18 protein-coding genes and 1 other RNA gene are annotated in these 17195 nt (G+C 50.2%); 10 read left to right on the forward strand and 9 right to left on the reverse strand.

Annotation, left to right across the window (positions count from 1 at the left end; translation table 11 throughout):
* Positions 1-126 precede the first annotated feature (126 nt).
* The 3 genes from ACTHPM_RS00240 to ACTHPM_RS00250 all read right to left on the reverse strand — a co-directional run bounded on the left by ACTHPM_RS00240 (position 127) and on the right by ACTHPM_RS00250 (position 2832).
* The gene (locus ACTHPM_RS00240; RefSeq protein WP_440393200.1) at positions 127-1302 is read right to left on the reverse strand and encodes a putative glycoside hydrolase; all 1176 of its coding nucleotides are present in this window, start codon (positions 1300-1302) and stop codon (positions 127-129) included.
* Positions 1303-1629: 327 nt separating this feature from the next.
* Positions 1630-1833, reverse strand: a complete 204-nt coding sequence (locus tag ACTHPM_RS00245) for a hypothetical protein (RefSeq protein ID WP_440393201.1) — start codon at positions 1831-1833, stop codon at positions 1630-1632.
* Positions 1834-2007: 174 nt separating this feature from the next.
* A complete protein-coding gene (locus ACTHPM_RS00250) occupies positions 2008-2832 on the reverse strand; it encodes a YitT family protein (RefSeq protein ID WP_440393202.1) in 825 nt (274 codons plus the stop codon).
* A gap of 331 nt (positions 2833-3163) precedes the next feature.
* On the opposite strand from ACTHPM_RS00250, the gene ACTHPM_RS00255 reads away from it, so the two are divergent.
* Positions 3164-4747: a DEAD/DEAH box helicase gene (locus ACTHPM_RS00255; RefSeq protein WP_440393203.1), complete on the forward strand. Its 1584-nt coding sequence runs from the start codon at positions 3164-3166 to the stop codon at positions 4745-4747.
* Between the two features lie 170 nt (positions 4748-4917).
* On the opposite strand, the gene ACTHPM_RS00260 is transcribed toward ACTHPM_RS00255, so the two are convergent.
* Positions 4918-5040, reverse strand: a complete 123-nt coding sequence (locus ACTHPM_RS00260; protein ID WP_440393204.1) for a YjcZ family sporulation protein — start codon at positions 5038-5040, stop codon at positions 4918-4920.
* A gap of 175 nt (positions 5041-5215) precedes the next feature.
* Here ACTHPM_RS00260 and ACTHPM_RS00265 point away from each other — a divergent pair, with 175 nt between their 5' ends.
* From ACTHPM_RS00265 to ACTHPM_RS00275, 3 genes are all read left to right on the forward strand, one after another.
* Positions 5216-6040: a YesL family protein gene (locus tag ACTHPM_RS00265; RefSeq protein ID WP_440393205.1), complete on the forward strand. Its 825-nt coding sequence runs from the start codon at positions 5216-5218 to the stop codon at positions 6038-6040.
* A gap of 90 nt (positions 6041-6130) precedes the next feature.
* A non-coding RNA gene (ssrS, locus tag ACTHPM_RS00270) (6S RNA) lies at positions 6131-6321 on the forward strand.
* 254 nt (positions 6322-6575) lie between these two features.
* Positions 6576-6968 carry a DUF1499 domain-containing protein gene (locus ACTHPM_RS00275; protein WP_440393206.1) on the forward strand — a complete coding sequence of 131 codons (393 nt, stop codon included), beginning with the start codon at positions 6576-6578 and terminating at the stop codon, positions 6966-6968.
* A 160-nt stretch (positions 6969-7128) separates the two neighbouring features.
* Here ACTHPM_RS00275 and tpx read toward each other — a convergent pair whose 3' ends face one another.
* The gene (gene tpx / locus ACTHPM_RS00280) at positions 7129-7647 is read right to left on the reverse strand and encodes a thiol peroxidase (protein ID WP_440393207.1); all 519 of its coding nucleotides are present in this window, start codon (positions 7645-7647) and stop codon (positions 7129-7131) included.
* A 180-nt stretch (positions 7648-7827) separates the two neighbouring features.
* On the opposite strand from tpx, the gene ACTHPM_RS00285 reads away from it, so the two are divergent.
* Together ACTHPM_RS00285 and ACTHPM_RS00290 are read left to right on the forward strand one after the other, a co-directional pair.
* Positions 7828-8460: a rhomboid family intramembrane serine protease gene (locus ACTHPM_RS00285; protein WP_440393208.1), complete on the forward strand. Its 633-nt coding sequence runs from the start codon at positions 7828-7830 to the stop codon at positions 8458-8460.
* 36 nt (positions 8461-8496) lie between these two features.
* On the forward strand, positions 8497-9426 hold the full coding sequence (locus tag ACTHPM_RS00290; protein ID WP_440393209.1) for a LysR family transcriptional regulator: 930 nt from the start codon (positions 8497-8499) through the stop codon (positions 9424-9426).
* 23 nt (positions 9427-9449) lie between these two features.
* On the opposite strand, the gene ACTHPM_RS00295 is transcribed toward ACTHPM_RS00290, so the two are convergent.
* Both ACTHPM_RS00295 and ACTHPM_RS00300 read right to left on the reverse strand, forming a co-directional pair.
* Entirely contained in the window at positions 9450-10124 is a 675-nt protein-coding gene (locus tag ACTHPM_RS00295; protein ID WP_440393210.1) for a zinc metallopeptidase, read from the reverse strand.
* Positions 10125-10171: 47 nt separating this feature from the next.
* A complete protein-coding gene (locus tag ACTHPM_RS00300; RefSeq protein WP_440395302.1) occupies positions 10172-10603 on the reverse strand; it encodes a MerR family transcriptional regulator in 432 nt (143 codons plus the stop codon).
* Positions 10604-10869: 266 nt separating this feature from the next.
* Between ACTHPM_RS00300 and ACTHPM_RS00305 the strand changes: the two genes are divergently transcribed.
* The 3 genes from ACTHPM_RS00305 (at position 10870) to ACTHPM_RS00315 (ending at position 14210) form a co-directional block, all read left to right on the forward strand.
* A complete protein-coding gene (locus tag ACTHPM_RS00305) occupies positions 10870-12312 on the forward strand; it encodes an ammonium transporter (RefSeq protein ID WP_440393211.1) in 1443 nt (480 codons plus the stop codon).
* Between the two features lie 81 nt (positions 12313-12393).
* Positions 12394-13473 carry a DUF294 nucleotidyltransferase-like domain-containing protein gene (locus ACTHPM_RS00310; RefSeq protein WP_440395303.1) on the forward strand — a complete coding sequence of 360 codons (1080 nt, stop codon included), beginning with the start codon at positions 12394-12396 and terminating at the stop codon, positions 13471-13473.
* The gene (locus ACTHPM_RS00315) at positions 13470-14210 is read left to right on the forward strand and encodes an exonuclease domain-containing protein (RefSeq protein ID WP_440393212.1); all 741 of its coding nucleotides are present in this window, start codon (positions 13470-13472) and stop codon (positions 14208-14210) included. The genes ACTHPM_RS00310 and ACTHPM_RS00315 overlap by 4 nt, the downstream gene beginning before the upstream one ends.
* Here the strand turns inward: ACTHPM_RS00315 and ACTHPM_RS00320 are convergent.
* Complete coding sequence (locus tag ACTHPM_RS00320) at positions 14197-14652, reverse strand: M67 family metallopeptidase (RefSeq protein ID WP_440393213.1); 456 nt, start codon at positions 14650-14652, stop codon at positions 14197-14199. The two genes, ACTHPM_RS00315 and ACTHPM_RS00320, sit on opposite strands and share 14 nt — an antisense overlap.
* Positions 14653-14823: 171 nt before the next feature.
* Here ACTHPM_RS00320 and ACTHPM_RS00325 point away from each other — a divergent pair, with 171 nt between their 5' ends.
* The gene (locus ACTHPM_RS00325) at positions 14824-15378 is read left to right on the forward strand and encodes a TlpA family protein disulfide reductase (RefSeq protein ID WP_440393214.1); all 555 of its coding nucleotides are present in this window, start codon (positions 14824-14826) and stop codon (positions 15376-15378) included.
* Between the two features lie 62 nt (positions 15379-15440).
* Here ACTHPM_RS00325 and cimA read toward each other — a convergent pair whose 3' ends face one another.
* Positions 15441-17066: a citramalate synthase gene (gene cimA, locus ACTHPM_RS00330; RefSeq protein WP_440393215.1), complete on the reverse strand. Its 1626-nt coding sequence runs from the start codon at positions 17064-17066 to the stop codon at positions 15441-15443.
* Positions 17067-17195 lie beyond the last annotated feature (129 nt).

Consider the following 17195-nt stretch of genomic DNA (forward strand, 5'->3'; position numbering starts at 1 on the left):
TTGAACAGGGCAATCATGAAACAACCGAGAGCCGTGGAAAACAGCATAAAGCGGACGTATCAAACGCCCATGAGAAAACCCGGCTTGTTCAGCCGGGTTTCATGAGGTGATTCATAGCGATTCGTATTATTTGTAATTCACGCCTTGGGAATAGCGGTTTGTCGCGTTCCACAGCAGATACTCGTCGATTTTCATATCCTTCAAGGCACGGATTTGCTCCTCAACCTGAGTCTTGCCGTACTTGACGTAATGCCCGCTGCCAAGCCAACTGGCGGTGAAATCCTGAATCCAGGGACGAACGATCGGTTTTTGCTCCTTGAGAGGATCGAGCTTTTTGAAGGTATCCGTCATCGAACCCTTAATTGTTTTGTAAGGCTCCTTGTCGGGGTCCTTGGCTCCAAACCAGCCTGTCGTATAATGACTTGGATAAACCATGGGGCTGATGACGTCGACATTCTCGGAAATTTTGTTGAAGTCCTGGCCGATGCCTTCAGCCGCCGGAACCGAAGCGGCATAGCCGAAAATGTCAACCGAGACGCGGACGCCCAAAGGAGCGAGCTGCTTACGGGCGTACTGCACAAATTCCGCAACGGCATCTACGCGGGACTTGCCGTTCTTGATGTATTTCAACGACTCGGCACGCTTCTCGAATCCTTCAGGGAACCGGACATAGTCAAACTGGATTTCCTTGAATCCGAGCTTGGCTGCTTCCTTGGCGATCTCCACGTTGTAATCCCATACTTCCTTGCTGAACGGATTGACGAAGCTGTCGCCTTTGCCGTTTTTCCATACGGTTCCGTCACTGTTAACAAAGGATAGATCAGGACGTTTCTTGGCAAGAACCGTATCTTTAAATACGACGACGCGAGCAATCGGATATACATTATGTTTTTTCAGCCTGTCCATGAGTCCGTTGATGTCACGGATAAACGGCTGCGGATTTCCCTTTTTGATCAGATCAGGGTTGTCCGTCTTGTAGGTTATGTATCCGGCGTCATCCTTAATGTCGATGACCATTGCATTCAGGTCCGTCTTGTCCACCAGATCAAGAAGCTGGGTCATTCGGGAGCCTCCGGCGCTGTAGGCTGTCACGTAAACACCTTTTACCTTGGGAGCGGTCACTTGCGGGTCGATTTTGGCGGGCGGATTGTCCGCGCTCACCGCAACGTCCTTTTGCTGAGAAGCGATGATGGCTGAGTTGATGGAAGACTCGATGATTTTTGCAACTTGTTGATTGTCGTTCTGCGGATGATGAGTCGCGCTGCTGCCCAAAATCATCAGCAGAGCCCAGATGATGTTCATAAACAATTCTCTCCCTTGTTAGCGTTCACATTAAGATTATATAAGAACAAATGCGCTTAAAAACAACAGGTTTGTAACAATTTGGCGGAATTTTGCGAATTCAGGCAAGCCCCATGTTTTCTTAAACGGCTCGCGGATTTCTTAAACTTTCCGGTGTGCCTTAGCTTTGCCCTTACGGCGAGTAATTACGTGCCCGGCAAGGGATTGGCAACATTTTTACATTTTTGCAGATCCAGGCCAAAAACAAAAAAGCCGCCGCTTTTCAGTATGAATCAGGGACTGAAAAGACGAACGGCATGATCAATCTTATTGCTTGGGAAAATTAGCTTACTGAAGGAGCGCAGAGCTTTGATGTTCACAGATACTGTACTGGATAATCTCCATAGCATCATCCTGTTCCAGAATACCGAGTCCGTCTCGCAGCACAATGAGCGAATTCAGTTCATTTTGCTTCAAGAAAGGCATCATATCCGGGAACCATTTCATGACGATTTGGGATAACTTTACCGTTTCCACTTCCACAAAAATCACCCTTTCCTCTCTAGATTCTTTAAGCCCTGATGCTCTAAAGCCAAGGAGAATCGGAAAAGCGTTTAAGTGCTTTGGAAAATTCGGATCAAGCCTAATCTCATGGAACTTATGCAGGAACCGCGCACCTTTAATATACCACAAAACACGTAATTTTTACACCGCGGTACCTGAAAATCAGCTTCTGCGGAAGGAACCCATAACGCCGACGGTCTCCACAATATTGACGAAGGCCTTCGGATCGGTCTGTTTGATGATCCTTTTCAGCTCCTGCAGCTCGTATCTCGTGGTTACCGTCATGAGCATGTCTTTGGCTTCATGGGAAAATGCGCCTTCCGTCTTGATTTTGGTCACGCCGCGCGGGCGCACCAGCAGCTGGGTCAAAAGGGCTTCGGTCTCGTTGGTAATAATGTATACCGTAACCTTAAAGTGGCTGACATGAATCATGTCGACCACCTTGCCTGTCACGAAAATCGATACCATGGAAGCCAGTGCAAGGTTCCAGTTGCTCTGGAGATAGCCTGCGGCCAATATGACCAGACCGTTCATTGCCACGAGCACGTTCCCGACCGGAAAATCCCGGTATCGGGTCACGATGGAGCCGACAATATCGAATCCTCCGGAAGATCCGCCGGCCCGGAATGAAATGCCTGCCCCGATACCGACGAGCACGCCTCCAAATACGGCCGCAAGAAGTGTATCGGAAGCGAGCGGAGTGACGGGCACGAGAGCGATGAACCAGGTAGTGGCCACGACGGACACGATGCTGAGCACGATGAATCTTTTGCCCAGCATGAACCAGCCTGCCACGAGGATCGGCACATTAAAGACGAAATACAGTATGCTGAGATCCACGGGAGTAAAATAATTGACGAGCATGGACAAGCCCGATACGCCGCCGCTCAGGAGTTGCTGGGGAACCAGAAACAAATTGAATCCACAGGCGATTAATGCGGCGCCCAAGATGACTACAAGATACTTCCATATGTTTCCGAGCCGCAAAGTACTACACCTCTGTTCGTTAGTTGTTTTGTAAAGTGAAAAGAAAATGAACGTTTGTTTTCAAGCCGCTGGTGTTTACAATTTATTTTGTGATATAATGGATTGGATGTTCTTGAGTAGGCTTGTACAATAGTATTATTCTAACATTGTTTCAGGAGAAAAATTACCGTTTACTAAAATCTGTAGGCTGTTTTTGCCCTGGATAAACGCTATAGAGAATATAAGCCATGCAATATTTTTTGAAGAATGGCTAACCTATATATGTTTACCGCTACTTAAGAATACAGACAAGATTGTGGAATGTCCACTATATAGAAGGAGTATGAATATTTTGAAAAATTTCGCAGAATTAGGTCTTGAACCAAAGGTTCTTCAGGCCATTACAGAGCTTGGATTCGAGGAAGCTACACCGATCCAGGCACAGTCGATTCCGATTGCTATGTCGGGACGCGACATGATCGGTCAAGCTCAGACCGGTACGGGTAAGACTGCCGCTTTCGGCATCCCGCTGATCAACAAGATTTCCAAAGACACCGACAAAATCGTAGCACTCATTATGACTCCGACCCGCGAGCTTGCCATCCAGGTTGCCGAAGAGATCGGAAAGCTGACTCGCTTTAAAGGCATCGGATCGCTTCCAATTTACGGCGGTCAAGATATCGGACGCCAGATTCGCGCCCTGAAGAAGAAGCCGCAAATCATTATTGGTACGCCAGGCCGCTTGCTTGACCACATCAACCGCAAAACCATCCGTCTGGATGATGTCGAAACGGTTATTCTGGACGAAGCCGACGAAATGCTCGACATGGGCTTCATGGAAGATATTCAATCCATCCTGAAGCTTGTACCGGAAGAGCGCCAAACCATGTTATTCTCCGCAACAATGCCGCCAAACATTCAAAAACTGGCTCAGCAATTTTTGAAAAATCCTGAACACGTATCGGTTGTGCCTAAACAAGTCAGCGCACCTTTGATTGACCAAGCTTATATCGAAGTGCCTGAACGCCAGAAATTCGAAGCGCTTTGCCGCTTGATCGATATGGAGTCTCCAGAGCTTGCGATCGTATTCGGACGCACCAAGCGCCGTGTCGACGAACTGTCCGAGGCTTTGCAAAAACGCGGATATTCCGCAGACGGCCTCCACGGGGACCTGTCGCAGAACCAGCGTGATACCGTTATGCGCAAATTCCGCGACGGCAGTATTGACGTGCTCGTGGCGACAGACGTTGCCGCACGCGGACTCGACGTTTCCGGTGTAACCCATGTCGTGAACTTCGACCTTCCGCAGGATCCGGAGAGCTACGTACACCGAATCGGCCGTACCGGCCGTGCAGGCAAGGAAGGAACTGCTTGGTCCTTCGTTACACCACGCGAGATCGATCACTTGCACCTGATTGAACGCGTGACGCGTCACCGGATTACCCGCAAACCGCTTCCTACCCTTGCAGAGGCAATTGAAGGAAAACAGCGTATTATTGCTGAACGCCTGATGGAGACGATTGAATCCGGGGAACTTAACGAATATAAAGGTCTTGCGATTCAGCTTCTGGAACAGTACGATTCCGTACAGCTTCTCTCTGCTGCAATGAAGATGCTCACAGGGGAGAAACGTGATTCTGACATCCAACTGACTCCAGAGGATCCGATCCGCGTTAAACGTCGTTATAACAACGGCAAGCCAGACCTGCGCAATGGCCGTAAGCCTTCCGGCAACTACGGCGGATTCCGCGGCGGCAACGGCGGCGGCAGCCGCAGTGGAGGCGGATATAACCGTGACCGCGACGGACGCGGCGGGTACAACCGCGGCGGCAGCGGCGGACGCAGCGACTCCTCCTACGGCGGAGACCGCAAACCGCGCACGAACAACAGTGAAGGAAGACGTCCATCCAAGCGTGACGATTCCTATAATAAATAAGTAATTAATAAGTACGAAATATAAAGAGACGAAGTGTGCACTTGCACACTTCGTCTTTTTTAGATATCGGAGGCCTTCCAGAGCCTGCAGCCCGATATCATGAGTTTTTCAATGTTGATGAACCACTCCGTGAATGACGATGATTCATCCGAATGAACTAAGAGAAGGGATTAGTAAATGAATGCGCGGGTGATGATGACCAGCAGGATGAACAGCACCAGAATTGCTCCCGTGGAACCCCACAACCCCATACCAGCACCATAACCGTATCCGTATCCGCCAACGTTAGACATTGAGAATTACCTCCTTAAGTGTTTGTTTCCTTTGGGTTACGGTGTATATTATGTGGCATTGTGCCCGCTGGTATAGACCATGACCCAGTTCCCGGAAATTAGGCGCTGGCAATAGTAGGCTAATATGCGGTATATTATTAGTACAGGCATAGATAGTGGAGGAGGAGGCTTTTTCTTGGAATTTAAAGGTGCAATGGGCGGTATTTACAAAATTACAGAATGGATTACGCGCTTTGCTTACAGCAACATCCTGTGGCTGTTGTGTTCGTCGCCGTTTTTCTTTTTCTTGGTGACCAAATTGCTGGTAACCGGTGCGAACGAGTCACTTCAAATGAATTGGGCCATGGGTATTGTGGCACCGTTTACATTGTTTCCGGCTACAGCCGCATTGTTCGCGGTTGTCCGTAAATGGGTGATGGGGGATCCGGACGTCAAGATTTTCAGCATGTTCTTCAGATCCTATAAGGAAAATTATAAGCAAAGCATGATCGGCGGCATTTTCTATGTGCTTCTGCTGGTCATCATGCTGGTCGACTATACCGTTTATATGACGCAATTCAGCAATTTGCAGATCGTCGGTATCGTCATGCTGATTTTGCTGATCGTGCTGTTCGTTTCGCTGTTCAATTTCTTTTCCATGATCGTGCATTATCATATGGGGATTCTTCAGGTTCTCAAGAACGCGGTACTGATTACCATCATTCGTCCGCTGCGCGTCATTACGACCGTTGTCGGAAGTGCGGTTGTTCTGTTTATCGGTGCCAAATACCCGGCGATTATCTTTTTCTTCGGGGGAAGCCTGATTGCCTACTGGGCATTCTTCAATTTCTACGCGACGTTCACCAAAATGCAGGATCAGGCTGAACGGATCAAGCAGAAAGAGCTGGAAGAACAGGAGGCGGCTGAGCTCGAAGGGAATTCGGACGAGGAGGACTTTGCGGATCGTACTGTTTCGGATGATGATGTTTCGCTAGATAAGGAATCGGTTAAAAAAAGCTAAGACGTCATTCATTAAACTCGTATATTCGATACCTTCCAGAAGTTTCGCCATCAACATTTACATTCTGTTGAAATGGGTCTATAATAAGACTACATCCTGCGATGTTCGCCACGGTTAATCGTTGTTTTGAACCAATGATAATGTCTAGGGAGATCATTACGAAGCGCAGCTGAAAAGCCCTGTCTATATGACATGGGGACTTCAAACCCGCATCCGAGGTCACCCACCTGCTCAAGCAGGTTCAGAAGACAATTTAACCGGACGGCATAGGCGGGTTTTTATTTTGAACTATTACAAACACTCCGTTTGCGGAATTATTTCCGAAACAGGGGTGTTTTTTTGCCTGTATAAGGATATTTAACCCTTCTTAAAAGGAACCGAAGTTTTAACGATGCTCCTTCTTGATTTCATCTGAAAAATGGAGAAGTGCTTTCCCTTTCTTTCATTCAATTTATGATAGTAAGTCTTTTGTTCTGACCCTAACAATGATACACTGTTAAGTATTGATGATGCTTACTACAAAGGGGGAAAGGTCTTGTCGTTAAAGAGAGTTCTAGTGGGAGTCGTCCGAAGCCAGGAGGGTACAAGCGACCGGGCGAAGGATCCTAAGATGAAGACGCGCTATTACAATTTATCGAGAGACAAGGCATGGGAGGAAATATCCTCGACACTAAAGAAGATTCCGGGTTATAAGGTTCTTCATGAGGTTCCTTCCGTCGGTGAAATTACGCTGGAGAAAAGAACTTCAATGGGACGCACGGTGGATATCACGGTGTCTGTACTGTCCGTGGGACCTGTACGCAGCGCAGTTGACATGTATTCCGCTTCGAGAGGCTCGATGGGCGATCTGGGGGCTAACTACCGCATTATTCTGAATCTGTTTGCGGCGCTCGACAAGAAACTGGCTAAATACAAAACGAATCCATAATAAGAATGGAAAAGCGAGAGAAAGGACAAGGCTCTTTCTCCCGCTTTTTTTAGGGATCGGAAAACTTTGTAAGAGTAACCGAGAGATCCCCGATAAAAACTTTTGTTTTATTTTGATCAAACGGTTTGACGGCATATACTATATAAAAGGATCAGCTGCTTTAGAGCAGTTCCTTTACAGCGGCCACCGCTTTTTCGTAGTTCGGATGCTCTGTCATTTCAGGCAGATATTCGACGTAGGTGATCTTGTCGTTCTTATCGACAACAAAGATGGAACGCATATCAAGGCGGAATTCCTTGATGTGAACGCCATATGCTTGTCCGAAGGACATATCCTTATGATCCGAAAGGGTGACGACGCGGTCCACGCCGGCAGCGCCGCACCAGCGAGCTTGAGCGAAGGGCAGATCTGCGCTGATCGTCAGGACGATCACGTCGTCTCCGAGCGCGCCAGCCTCTTCGTTGAAGCGGCGAGTCTGCGCATCGCATACGCCAGTGTCAAGCGAAGGGACAACGCTGATCAATTTGATTTTGCCTGCATAATCCTGAAGGGTTGCTTGCTCAACGAGATTTTTGCTGACGGTAAAATCCGGGGCCTGGTCTCCTGCTTTGAGTTCGGGTCCTACCAATGTAAGCGGGTTGCCTTTGAAAGTGGCAACGCCTGTACGTTCTTGTGCCATAATGATTCTCCTTTCGAATATGTGGAATTGGTGAATCGTGCCAAGAATCATTATAATCTTTTTAAAATGGCATTGTCCAATCAGTTTGCTTGGGTTACTTAGAGGCTTGTGCAATCAAAGGGTGAGCGGATCCGTCAAGATTGGCAATATCCTACTTGCCCGAAGCAAAGGAAGTGTAGCATGTTATTCGTTCGTTACGAAAACTGGAAAAGTTATTTGAAATACTATCCCATTACGACGATCTTATTTGTCGCCAACATCATTATGTTTCTGGTATTGGTGTTTAATGGGGGCGCCGGAAATAATGAGACGCTCATTAAGTTTGGCGCTTTGACCAATGTGGAAGGCTACAACGAGTGGTGGAGATATATCACGTCGATATTTCTGCATGGAGGCTTTTCGCATCTTCTATTCAACAATTTCTCGATTCTGGTGTTTGCTCCGCCGCTGGAGCGGCTCCTTGGGGCTTGGAGATATGCGTTGCTCTATCTGCTGAGCGGTGTCATCGGCAACATTCTGTCCGTGGCGCATTACAACCGGATTGGAGACACGCTGCTCACGATTGGGGCTTCAGGAGCGATCTACGGCGTCTACGGGGCGTTTCTGTACATTGCCCTGCTGCAGCGTAACTGGATGGACGAATCCTCCCGGAAGACGGTCTACGCTCTGCTGGTGATCGGCATTGTATTTTCATTGATCAGTCCGGGAGCGAATATTAACTGGATGGCTCATTTGGGCGGTTTGGTCGGCGGATTTTTTATTTACGGTTTAATGGCGAGAATTGTGAAGAAACGGGTGAAACGGTCGAGCTAGCGGACTCCCGTAAAAGCAGAATGGAGCGAGTAACAGGTGGAATTAAGACAGTTGCAGTATTTTTTGAAGGTAGCGCAGAAAGAGCATGTCACCCAGGCGGCGGAGGAGCTGCATGTGGCCCAGTCGGCGGTTAGCCGCCAGATTCATCAGCTGGAGGAAGAACTGGGAGTCCAATTGTTTATGCAAAAGGGCAGAAACCTGCAGCTCACGCCAGTAGGACAATTGTTTTGTAAACGGGTGGACAGCATTCTGAAGGATCTGGATAAGGCTGTCTTAGAGGTTCATGAATTTTTGGACCCGGAGCAGGGAGAAATACGGATTGGTTTTCCGCACAGTTTGGGTATCCATCTCATTCCGTCTGTCGTTGCGGAGTTCAAGCGGCGGTATCCGAACGTGAAATTCAGATTCAAGCAAGGCATGTTCCCTTCGTTAATCCGGGACGTGATCTCCGCAGAGGTCGATTTGGCTTTTATATCACCGTTTCCTGAAAAGCATGAGCAGGTGGAGGGCGAAATTATGCTGACAGAAGAGCTTTTTGCGATTCTGCCTCCGAATCATCCGCTTGCCGGGGAAGAGAGCATTACCCTGAATCAGCTGAAGGAGGACAAATTCGTTCTGTTCAGCAAAGGGTATTCCCTGCGGCCGATTGTATGGCATGCTTGCCTCGAAGCCGGCTTTACGCCTAAAATCGCTTTTGAAGGAGAGGAGACGGATACGATCCGCGGCCTTGTTGCTGCCGGAATGGGTGTCAGCATACTGCCGGAGATGGCATTGTTCCAGACCAACCCCCTGCAGCCTGCGAGGGTGAGGATATCGGAACCGAAGGTGACACGCACCATCGGTCTCATCCACCGTTCCGATGATAAGCTCCCGCGTGTCGCGCAGGCGTTCCGCTCCTTTCTCCTCAGCTACTTCGGACTGCAGCAGCAAAACGGAAATCAAAAAAACACCCCGGTCGGTTCCTAACCGATCAGGGTGTTTTTATTATCTTAGTCGCGGTTGCTGTTCGTAAAAATCATGATATAGCGGAGCAGCTCCAATACGGAGATCAGCGCAGCGGCTACATAAGTTAGGGCAGCTGCGTTCAATACCTTGGCGACGCCTCGTTCCTCGTCATTCGATATATAGCCTTCCGACACCATAATGTCGCGTGCGCGGTTGCTGGCATTAAATTCGACGGGGAGGGTGATCAGCTGAAAGGCCACGGCAACCGAGAAAAAGATGATGCCGATGCCGAGCAGTCCCATCCATTGGAACAAAAATCCGGCGATGATGAGCAGCGGCGCGATCCCGGATGCGAAGTTGACGATCGGGAAGATACGGTGACGGAGCACCAACATCGGATAATGCTGCTTATGCTGAATCGCATGCCCAATCTCATGGCAGGCCACCGATATGGCCGAGATGGAGCTTTCATAGTATACCGGTTCGGATAAACGTACGACGCGGTGAATCGGATCGTAGTGGTCAGACAATGCACCCCGTACCGGCTCGATCGGAATATCCTGCAGACCGTTGCTGTCCAGCATGTGACGCGCGGCTTCGTAACCGGTCATACCGCTGGTTGCCGGTACCTCGGACCATTTATTGAATGTTCCTTTTACGCGGAATTGAGCCCACAAGGAAAATCCGAACGCGATAATGATTAAAATATACATTCCCATGTTACACCCTCCTGCTTGTTCATAAAATGATACCTGTAATGCTGTAGCTAAAGCGTCGGTCCCTGCTCAAGGAAGAGTCTGATGGCTTCGATGCATGCAGCTCCCTGGGGAAGCAAGTTCAGCATCAGGTGGCGGGCTTGCCCGGGCTTCATCTTCTTCAGCATAGGGCTCAGCTCCTTGACCTCACGTTCCAGCTGCTGCATATGAAGCTCCAGATAGGACAGCTTATCGGTTACCTGATGGATCTCAGGCGCAGCGTCCCACTTCTCCAGCGTCTGCCGGATCTCTTCCAGAGTATATTTCTCTTGTTTCAAATCATTAATACGTTGAAGGCGGAGCAAGGTTTCATGGCTGTACAAACGATAATTTTTAAGAGTGCGCTGTTCAGGGGAGATGAGTCCCAGTTTTGTATAATAATCGATTGTACGCTCGCTTACGCCAGCAGTTTTAGCCAATTCTCCGATACGGTACAGCTTTATATCCCCATCTAAAATCACCTCTTCAAAAGTAAATGAAACGATTATAGCCTAACTCATTTTAATATAAGATTTATGAAAATATGATACATGAAAGTTAACCATACAGTCAAACGTCACACTTTTAAATATTACAATAAATGTTATGTATAATTACATATTGGTATTTTTATAAAAACATCTTGTCAATTTTACCCCTTTCTGCTTATAATGTGATTAATAATTTCGTTTCATGTTATAAAACATAACATTAAAGAGGAGTGGGGAGTATGAAAAGAAAGTGGTTTGGCGGTGCATTGGCATTTCTTGCTTTGATGGCTTTTCCGGCTACGGTATTTGCGGATGACGGGCCGACTACGGTTCAATTGCAAGCGGGACTCAATACCTTTTTTGTTTTCATGGCAGCTATGCTCGTGTTCTTTATGCAAGCGGGTTTTGCTTTACTCGAGGCGGGCTCGGTACGCATGAAAAATGCAGGTCATATTGCTGGTAAGACGGTATTGACGCTGGGTATCTCCATTATCGTGTTCTGGGCTTTCGGTTTTGGGCTCGGGTTCGGTAATGGCAACAGTCTTTTCGGAACCACCGGATTTTTCATGACGGGCGATTCAATGGCCAAATCCTTTGATGCGCTGTCAGCATCCGATGTTTCCCTATCCGTCAAATTTTTGTTCCAGCTTTCCTTCGCGGCGGTTTCACTCGCGATTGCCTGCGGCGGTATGGCCGAACGCGCCAAGCTGAGCGTATATATTGTTTTCGGAGCTTTGTTCATGCTCGTCATTTATCCGGTCATTGCGCACTGGGTATGGGGCGGAGGCTGGCTTGGCCAACTCGGGATGCAGGACTTTGCGGGTTCCACGGTCGTCCATCTCACAGGAGCTACGGCTGCGCTGGTCATCACCTATATGTTGAAACCGCGTCTTGGCAAATACAATAAGGACGGCAAACCGAATAGCATTCCGGGCCATAATCAGGTTTTGTCCGTTCTGGGCGTATTCATTCTCTGGATCGGTTGGTTCGGATTCAATCCAGGCAGTACCTTGTCGGCAATGATGGACGGTTTCTTCGGTTACGTTGCACTGACGACCAACATAGCGGTTGCTGCCGGAGCTGTCGCCGCGCTGCTCATTTCGTGGGCGGTATTCGGCAAGGCGGACATTCCAAGCATGCTGAACGGGGTATTGGCTGCGCTCGTTGCCATCACAGGCTCCTGCGCCTTTGTGGACGCCTGGGCTGCTGTCGTCATCGGTGCCGTGGCCGGGATCGTGACCTTTTTTACAGCGCAGTGGTTTGAAAGAGCCGGTATCGACGATCCAATCTATGCTTTTTCCGTACACGGCATTGCCGGGATCTGGGGGGCGATCTCCACGGGGCTGTTTGCGACGCCTAAGCTGGTAGAAACAACGGGCATAGGTAAACCGGGCCTTTTCTACGGAGGCGGATTGGAGCAGCTTGGGGTTCAGCTGCTGGGCGTTCTCGGGGCGTTCGTATTCGTGCTGGTCGTTTCATTCATCATCATCGGCATCATGAAAGCCACGATGGGTATCCGCGTTTCGGAAGAAGAGGAAATGATGGGCCTGGATATCAGCGAACATGGTTCTTACGGTTATCCGGAGCAAATGAAGCTGATCGCTGACGCAGCGGCCGCTAAGCCTGCACCCGAGCTCACTGCGGTGAAGCCGGTGGCGGGAACCGGAGAGGCCTTTAATTAAGGAAGAAGGTCACTGCTGTATGATTCCATAATACTCGGGTGATACGACGCTATGGCGGCGGTATGGCAGGGAGGTGCGGCGATGGAGCCGATCAGGAATGCCGAGAGCGAACCGGACATTGAGAGCATCCGATATGCTGCTTCGCGTGAGCATTTAAAGGAAAGAAGGCTGGAATGCCAATCACAGCTGGAGCATCTGTATAGTCTATTACCGATTGCAGCATGGACGGTGCTTGTGAACGATATGCATGACGAGGTGATGAAGAGGGCGGCAGAGGTGTGCGAGCTTGAACTGGAGGCGGCGGGTTATGGTCCGCCCCCTGTGCCCTATGCATTCGTCGTATTTGGAAGCTCCGGGCGCAGAGAATCCACGCTGTGGAGCGATCAGGATAATGGGCTGATCCTCAGCGACCAGCCGCATGAAGACAAAGAAATGTACTTTCACGCATATGGACGCCATTTGTCCAATTTGCTGGAATTTTTGGGTTACGAAAAATGCAAGGGCAAAGTGATGTGTTCCGAGACGCTGTGGCGCAAGACGCTCGATGAGTGGAAGCGGCAGATCGAGCGCTGGCACCAGGACTTCAGCTGGGAGCCTGTCCGCAGCCTGATGATTGCTTCGGATATGCGATTCATTTATGGAGAGCTAAGGTTAGCTGCCGAGTGGAAGCAATGCTTCGCGCAGAACATGAACGATTCTCCCGATATGGCGACAGCGATCCTGAGAAATACCGTCAGGCATAAAGCGACGCTGAACGTGCTCGGGCAGGTGGTGACGGAACGATTCGGAGAGCATGCAGGGGATTTTGACGTTAAATACGGGGTATACATCCCATTGGTGAACAGTATCCGGTACATGGCTTTACAGGAGGGGATCGGAGAGACCTCTACCTTGAAGCGCCTGGAGAGGCTGACGCTGCTTGATGGCGGGAACATGCTGTTTGAAAACTGTCAGCGGGCTTTTCTGACAGCCTTGTCGCTTCGCGCCGCTGCTTCTTTTACCCTCATTAACGGAGTTTATTCCAGCAGCGGATATCTGCCGCAAGCGGAGCTCAAGAAAAAGACGCTGCTTTATAAGCTTCGTGACAGTCTGACAACGGTCAGACGCATACACCGGGCGCTGCAGCGGAGGCTTCGTTTTGCGGAGAGGAGAAAAGCATGAAGACGCCGGAACGCGGAAACGGCGGTTTCTGGAGCATGCTTCGCCAAGGCGGGGTACCGTCAGCCATCGCTTCCGTTATGGGAGGCACTTCAGCCCAGCAGATGGCCTTCATTCGGTCTTTAATGAGGGAACAGCGCCGGCCGGAAATGCTTCATACTCCTCTGCATAAGCTTAAAACCGTCATTTTCGATCTCGAAACGACCGGCTTCCATGTTCAACAGGGTGATGAAATCTTGTCGATTGGAGCCCTTAAGGCAGAAGGAGACAGCATCATGGAGGGGGAGCAGTTTTACACGCTGGTTCAGGCCAAGCGGCCGGTCCCCAGCCACATTACGGAGCTTACCGGGATTACGCAGCCGATGATCGACGAGGCGCCACCGCTGATTGACGGCCTGCATGATTTTATGAATTTTGTCGGTGACCGGGTGCTGGTGGCTCACGCGAGCGCTCATGACAAGTCTTTTCTGAATGCGGCACTTTGGAAAACGTCCAAGGTCAATCTGGGCCACCGGGTCATTGATACGATGATGATTGCGCGCTGGCTGGAGCCTTACCGTCAAAGCTATGCGCTGGACGCGCTGTTGTCGGGTAGAGGCATTCCGATTGAAGGCAGGCATCATGCGCTGGAAGACGCGAAAATGACCGCGAAGCTATGGGCTTCCTATTTGAAGGATATTGCAGACAGCAAAAAGGCCGAGACGCTCGGCGATCTGTATGCCTGTCTCAGCCATGCCTGATGGGGCAGGGACGAAGCGAATAACCGGCATCCGTCTCCCTGTGAATCATATAACCGTTAAGAGAAATTGTTCCATCGTTGTCACAAGGGCTGCCGACCAGATACACGCTGAGCATATCGGCGAATAAGGGCAGCTGCAGCACATCCTCTTCCGAAGGGACCGGCTCCGAGTGAGGATGCGAATGAAACAGGCCGATCAGTCCTTCACCCCGCAAGCATTCTTTCGTCCAATCCTCTGGGTGTAGAGTGAAACGGTGCAGCGGGTCAGGCGCTACGTTGCGCATCGGAATGAAGGTATCGATCCGCATGCCGCCCGCTGCAGCTTTACCCCGCAATACACCGCAGGCTTCATGTGGCAACCGGAGAAACAGGTGCTCGGCTATTTGCCTTCCGCACGAGGCGCTGAGCCAAATTTCTTGCTGGGTTCCACGGGGCTCTGTCAACCGTAGTTCTCCCCTCTCGTATGGCCTCTGCTATGAAGCAGGGGCATTTTTTTGTTTATTTCAGGACGGTTTGGCGCATTGCGCAAATTTCCTGCAAACCATTTGTAAGTTACGGTGAAAAGAGGGTACAATAGTTCATAGAATCTTTGATGAAAAGGAACGAAGACAACCATGAAGCGTAATCTATATATACTTCTTGGCGTCATCGTGCTCATCGGCATCGCGATTTATCAAAATGCGGGTCCCGGCATTCAGTCGGTATTCCAGCAAGAAAAACCGATGCCGACCGAAACGGGACCCAAGGCCGGGCTGCTCGCTCCGGCGTTTACGTCGCAAGGGCTGGACGGAAAAGAGTATCATGTCGGAGGACAGCAGGACAAGGCGATTTTGCTCAATTTCTGGGCGTCGTGGTGCAGTCCGTGCCAGCAGGAGGCGCCCGAGCTCAACGCGCTTGCCGAGAAATACAAGGATAGCTTGAATATTTACGGCGTCAATGTGACCAAATACGATAATACAAAGAATGCCCAAAAGTTCATCGAAAAATATAGCGTGAAATTTCCGGTGATGCTTGATTTGAAGGCCGATATCTACGAGACGCAGTATAAAGGAATCGCCTTCCCGACCAACGTGCTGATCGACAAGCGCGGGGTCGTGCAGGAGGTCGTGCTCGGCATTCTGCCTCCAAAGGATCTGGAGAAGAAAATAAAGCATCTGGTCAAGTCCTGACCTTTCAAGTCAAAACCCCGACGTCCAGCACGGACATCGGGGTTTTTGCGTGGATTCGCATATTAGTGATTAACGAGGCCGCGCTTCTCTTCGGAAGTCCCGTCCGGGTCGTTCTCGCTGTGGAGGATTTGTCCAAGCAGCGCGTACCGCATACTGTCAACCAGGGCTTCCCAGCTCGCTTCGATGACATTGCCCGATACGCCGACGGTATTCCACGAGTTGTTGATGTCCCGGGATTCGATCAGCACCCGAACTTTGGCTGCTGTCGCATCCTTCTCGTCCAGGACGCGGACCTTATAGTCGGACAGATGCATTTCCTTGATCGCCGGAAAATATTGAACAAGGGCCTTCCGCAGCGCATTATCAAGCGCGTTGACCGGTCCGTTGCCCTCGGCTGCCGTGTATACATTGTTGCCGGCTACGTTCAGCTTCACGAAAGCCTCCGAGACGACCGGCCGCCCGGCGGTTTTCTCCACGAGCATTTTAAAGGATTCGAAGGTAAACAGCTCCTTCATGTCCTCGCCGGCTTCGCGGAGCAGGAGCTCCAGGGAAGCGTCTGCCGCTTCGAACGTATAGCCTTGATGCTCAAGATCCTTGATTTTGTCGATGACTTTGCGGGAGTGTTCATTCGTTTGGTCGAAATCCAGGCCCATCTCATGAGCTTTCGAGACAATGTTGCTTTGCCCCGCAAGATCCGATACCAAGACCCGCTGCTTGTTGCCGACAAGCTCAGGAACGATGTGCTCGTAGGTGCGGGAGTCGCGAAGAATGGCAGACACGTGGATGCCGCCTTTATGGGCGAAGGCCGCGTTACCGACGTATGGCTGATTGACCGGCATGTTGACGTTTGCAATTTCGCTGACGTAACGGGCGGTGTTCGTGAGCTGCTTCAGGCGTTCCTCGCCGATGCACTCGTATCCGAGCTTCAGCTGAAGATTGGGAATGATGGAGCAGAGATTGGCGTTGCCGCAGCGTTCGCCGTATCCGTTAATGGTACCCTGCACCTGACGTGCCCCGGCCTGTACCGCGCTCAGCGTGTTCGCCACGGCGAGCTCGCAGTCGTTGTGGGTATGGATGCCAAGGTTCGCCTGCGGCAGCCCTTGATGCAGCGTTGTCACGATCCCGCTGATTTCATGAGGCAGCGTACCGCCGTTTGTGTCGCACATGACGAGCCAGTCCGCGCCGGCTTCCTGGGCTTTTTTCAATACGGAAACGGCATATTCGGGGTTGTTCTTGTACCCGTCGAAGAAATGCTCCGCGTCAAAAATGACCTCCATTCCCTGCTGCTTCAAATAAGCGATGGAATCAAAGATCATGGCCAGGTTCTCTTCTAGCGTCGTCTGCAGTGCGGTGTGCACGTGGAAATCCCAGGATTTCCCGACCAGCGTTGCTGCCTGGGCACCGGATTCGATGATGCGTTTCAGGTTCGCGTCCTGATCCGCATGGCTGTCTTTCCGTCTCGTGCTCCCAAACGCGGTGATTTTGGCGCGGAGTCCGAGCTGCTGGACCCTTTTGAAAAATTCGATGTCTTTGCTGTTGCTTCCCGGAATCCCACCTTCAATATATTGAACACCAAGATCATCGAGCTTTTTGGCAATTTTGAGCTTATCGTCCGCCGACAAGCTGATTCCTTCGCCTTGGGTGCCGTCGCGCAGGGTTGTATCGAAGATGGATATGGACTTAGACATGAAGCGTCCTCCTTTGGAAGTCTTATAAATTCGATTTTTATTTATAGTTTATTATTATAGCATTTTTACGCGGGAATGTAACAAAGAATTCCGGGATTTCCCGGCATGCCGATTTCTTGACCTCCTTTT

Origin of the sequence: Paenibacillus sp. SAFN-054, assembly GCF_051966755.1 — a bacterium.
Taxonomy (GTDB): Bacteria; Bacillota; Bacilli; order Paenibacillales; family Paenibacillaceae; genus Paenibacillus_AQ.

Excerpts from the sequence above, each read along its gene's own strand:
- ACTHPM_RS00240 (WP_440393200.1), bottom strand. The coding sequence starts at position 1,302 with ATGAACATCATCTGGGCTCTGCTGATGATTTTGGGCAGCAGCGCGACT.
- ACTHPM_RS00260 (WP_440393204.1), bottom strand. The coding sequence starts at position 5,040 with ATGTCTAACGTTGGCGGATACGGATACGGTTATGGTGCTGGTATGGGG.
- tpx (WP_440393207.1), bottom strand. The coding sequence starts at position 7,647 with ATGGCACAAGAACGTACAGGCGTTGCCACTTTCAAAGGCAACCCGCTT.
- ACTHPM_RS00285 (WP_440393208.1), top strand. The coding sequence starts at position 7,828 with ATGTTATTCGTTCGTTACGAAAACTGGAAAAGTTATTTGAAATACTAT.
- ACTHPM_RS00295 (WP_440393210.1), bottom strand. The coding sequence starts at position 10,124 with ATGGGAATGTATATTTTAATCATTATCGCGTTCGGATTTTCCTTGTGG.
- ACTHPM_RS00305 (WP_440393211.1), top strand. The coding sequence starts at position 10,870 with ATGAAAAGAAAGTGGTTTGGCGGTGCATTGGCATTTCTTGCTTTGATG.
- ACTHPM_RS00310 (WP_440395303.1), top strand. The coding sequence starts at position 12,394 with ATGGAGCCGATCAGGAATGCCGAGAGCGAACCGGACATTGAGAGCATC.
- ACTHPM_RS00315 (WP_440393212.1), top strand. The coding sequence starts at position 13,470 with ATGAAGACGCCGGAACGCGGAAACGGCGGTTTCTGGAGCATGCTTCGC.
- ACTHPM_RS00325 (WP_440393214.1), top strand. The coding sequence starts at position 14,824 with ATGAAGCGTAATCTATATATACTTCTTGGCGTCATCGTGCTCATCGGC.
- cimA (WP_440393215.1), bottom strand. The coding sequence starts at position 17,066 with ATGTCTAAGTCCATATCCATCTTCGATACAACCCTGCGCGACGGCACC.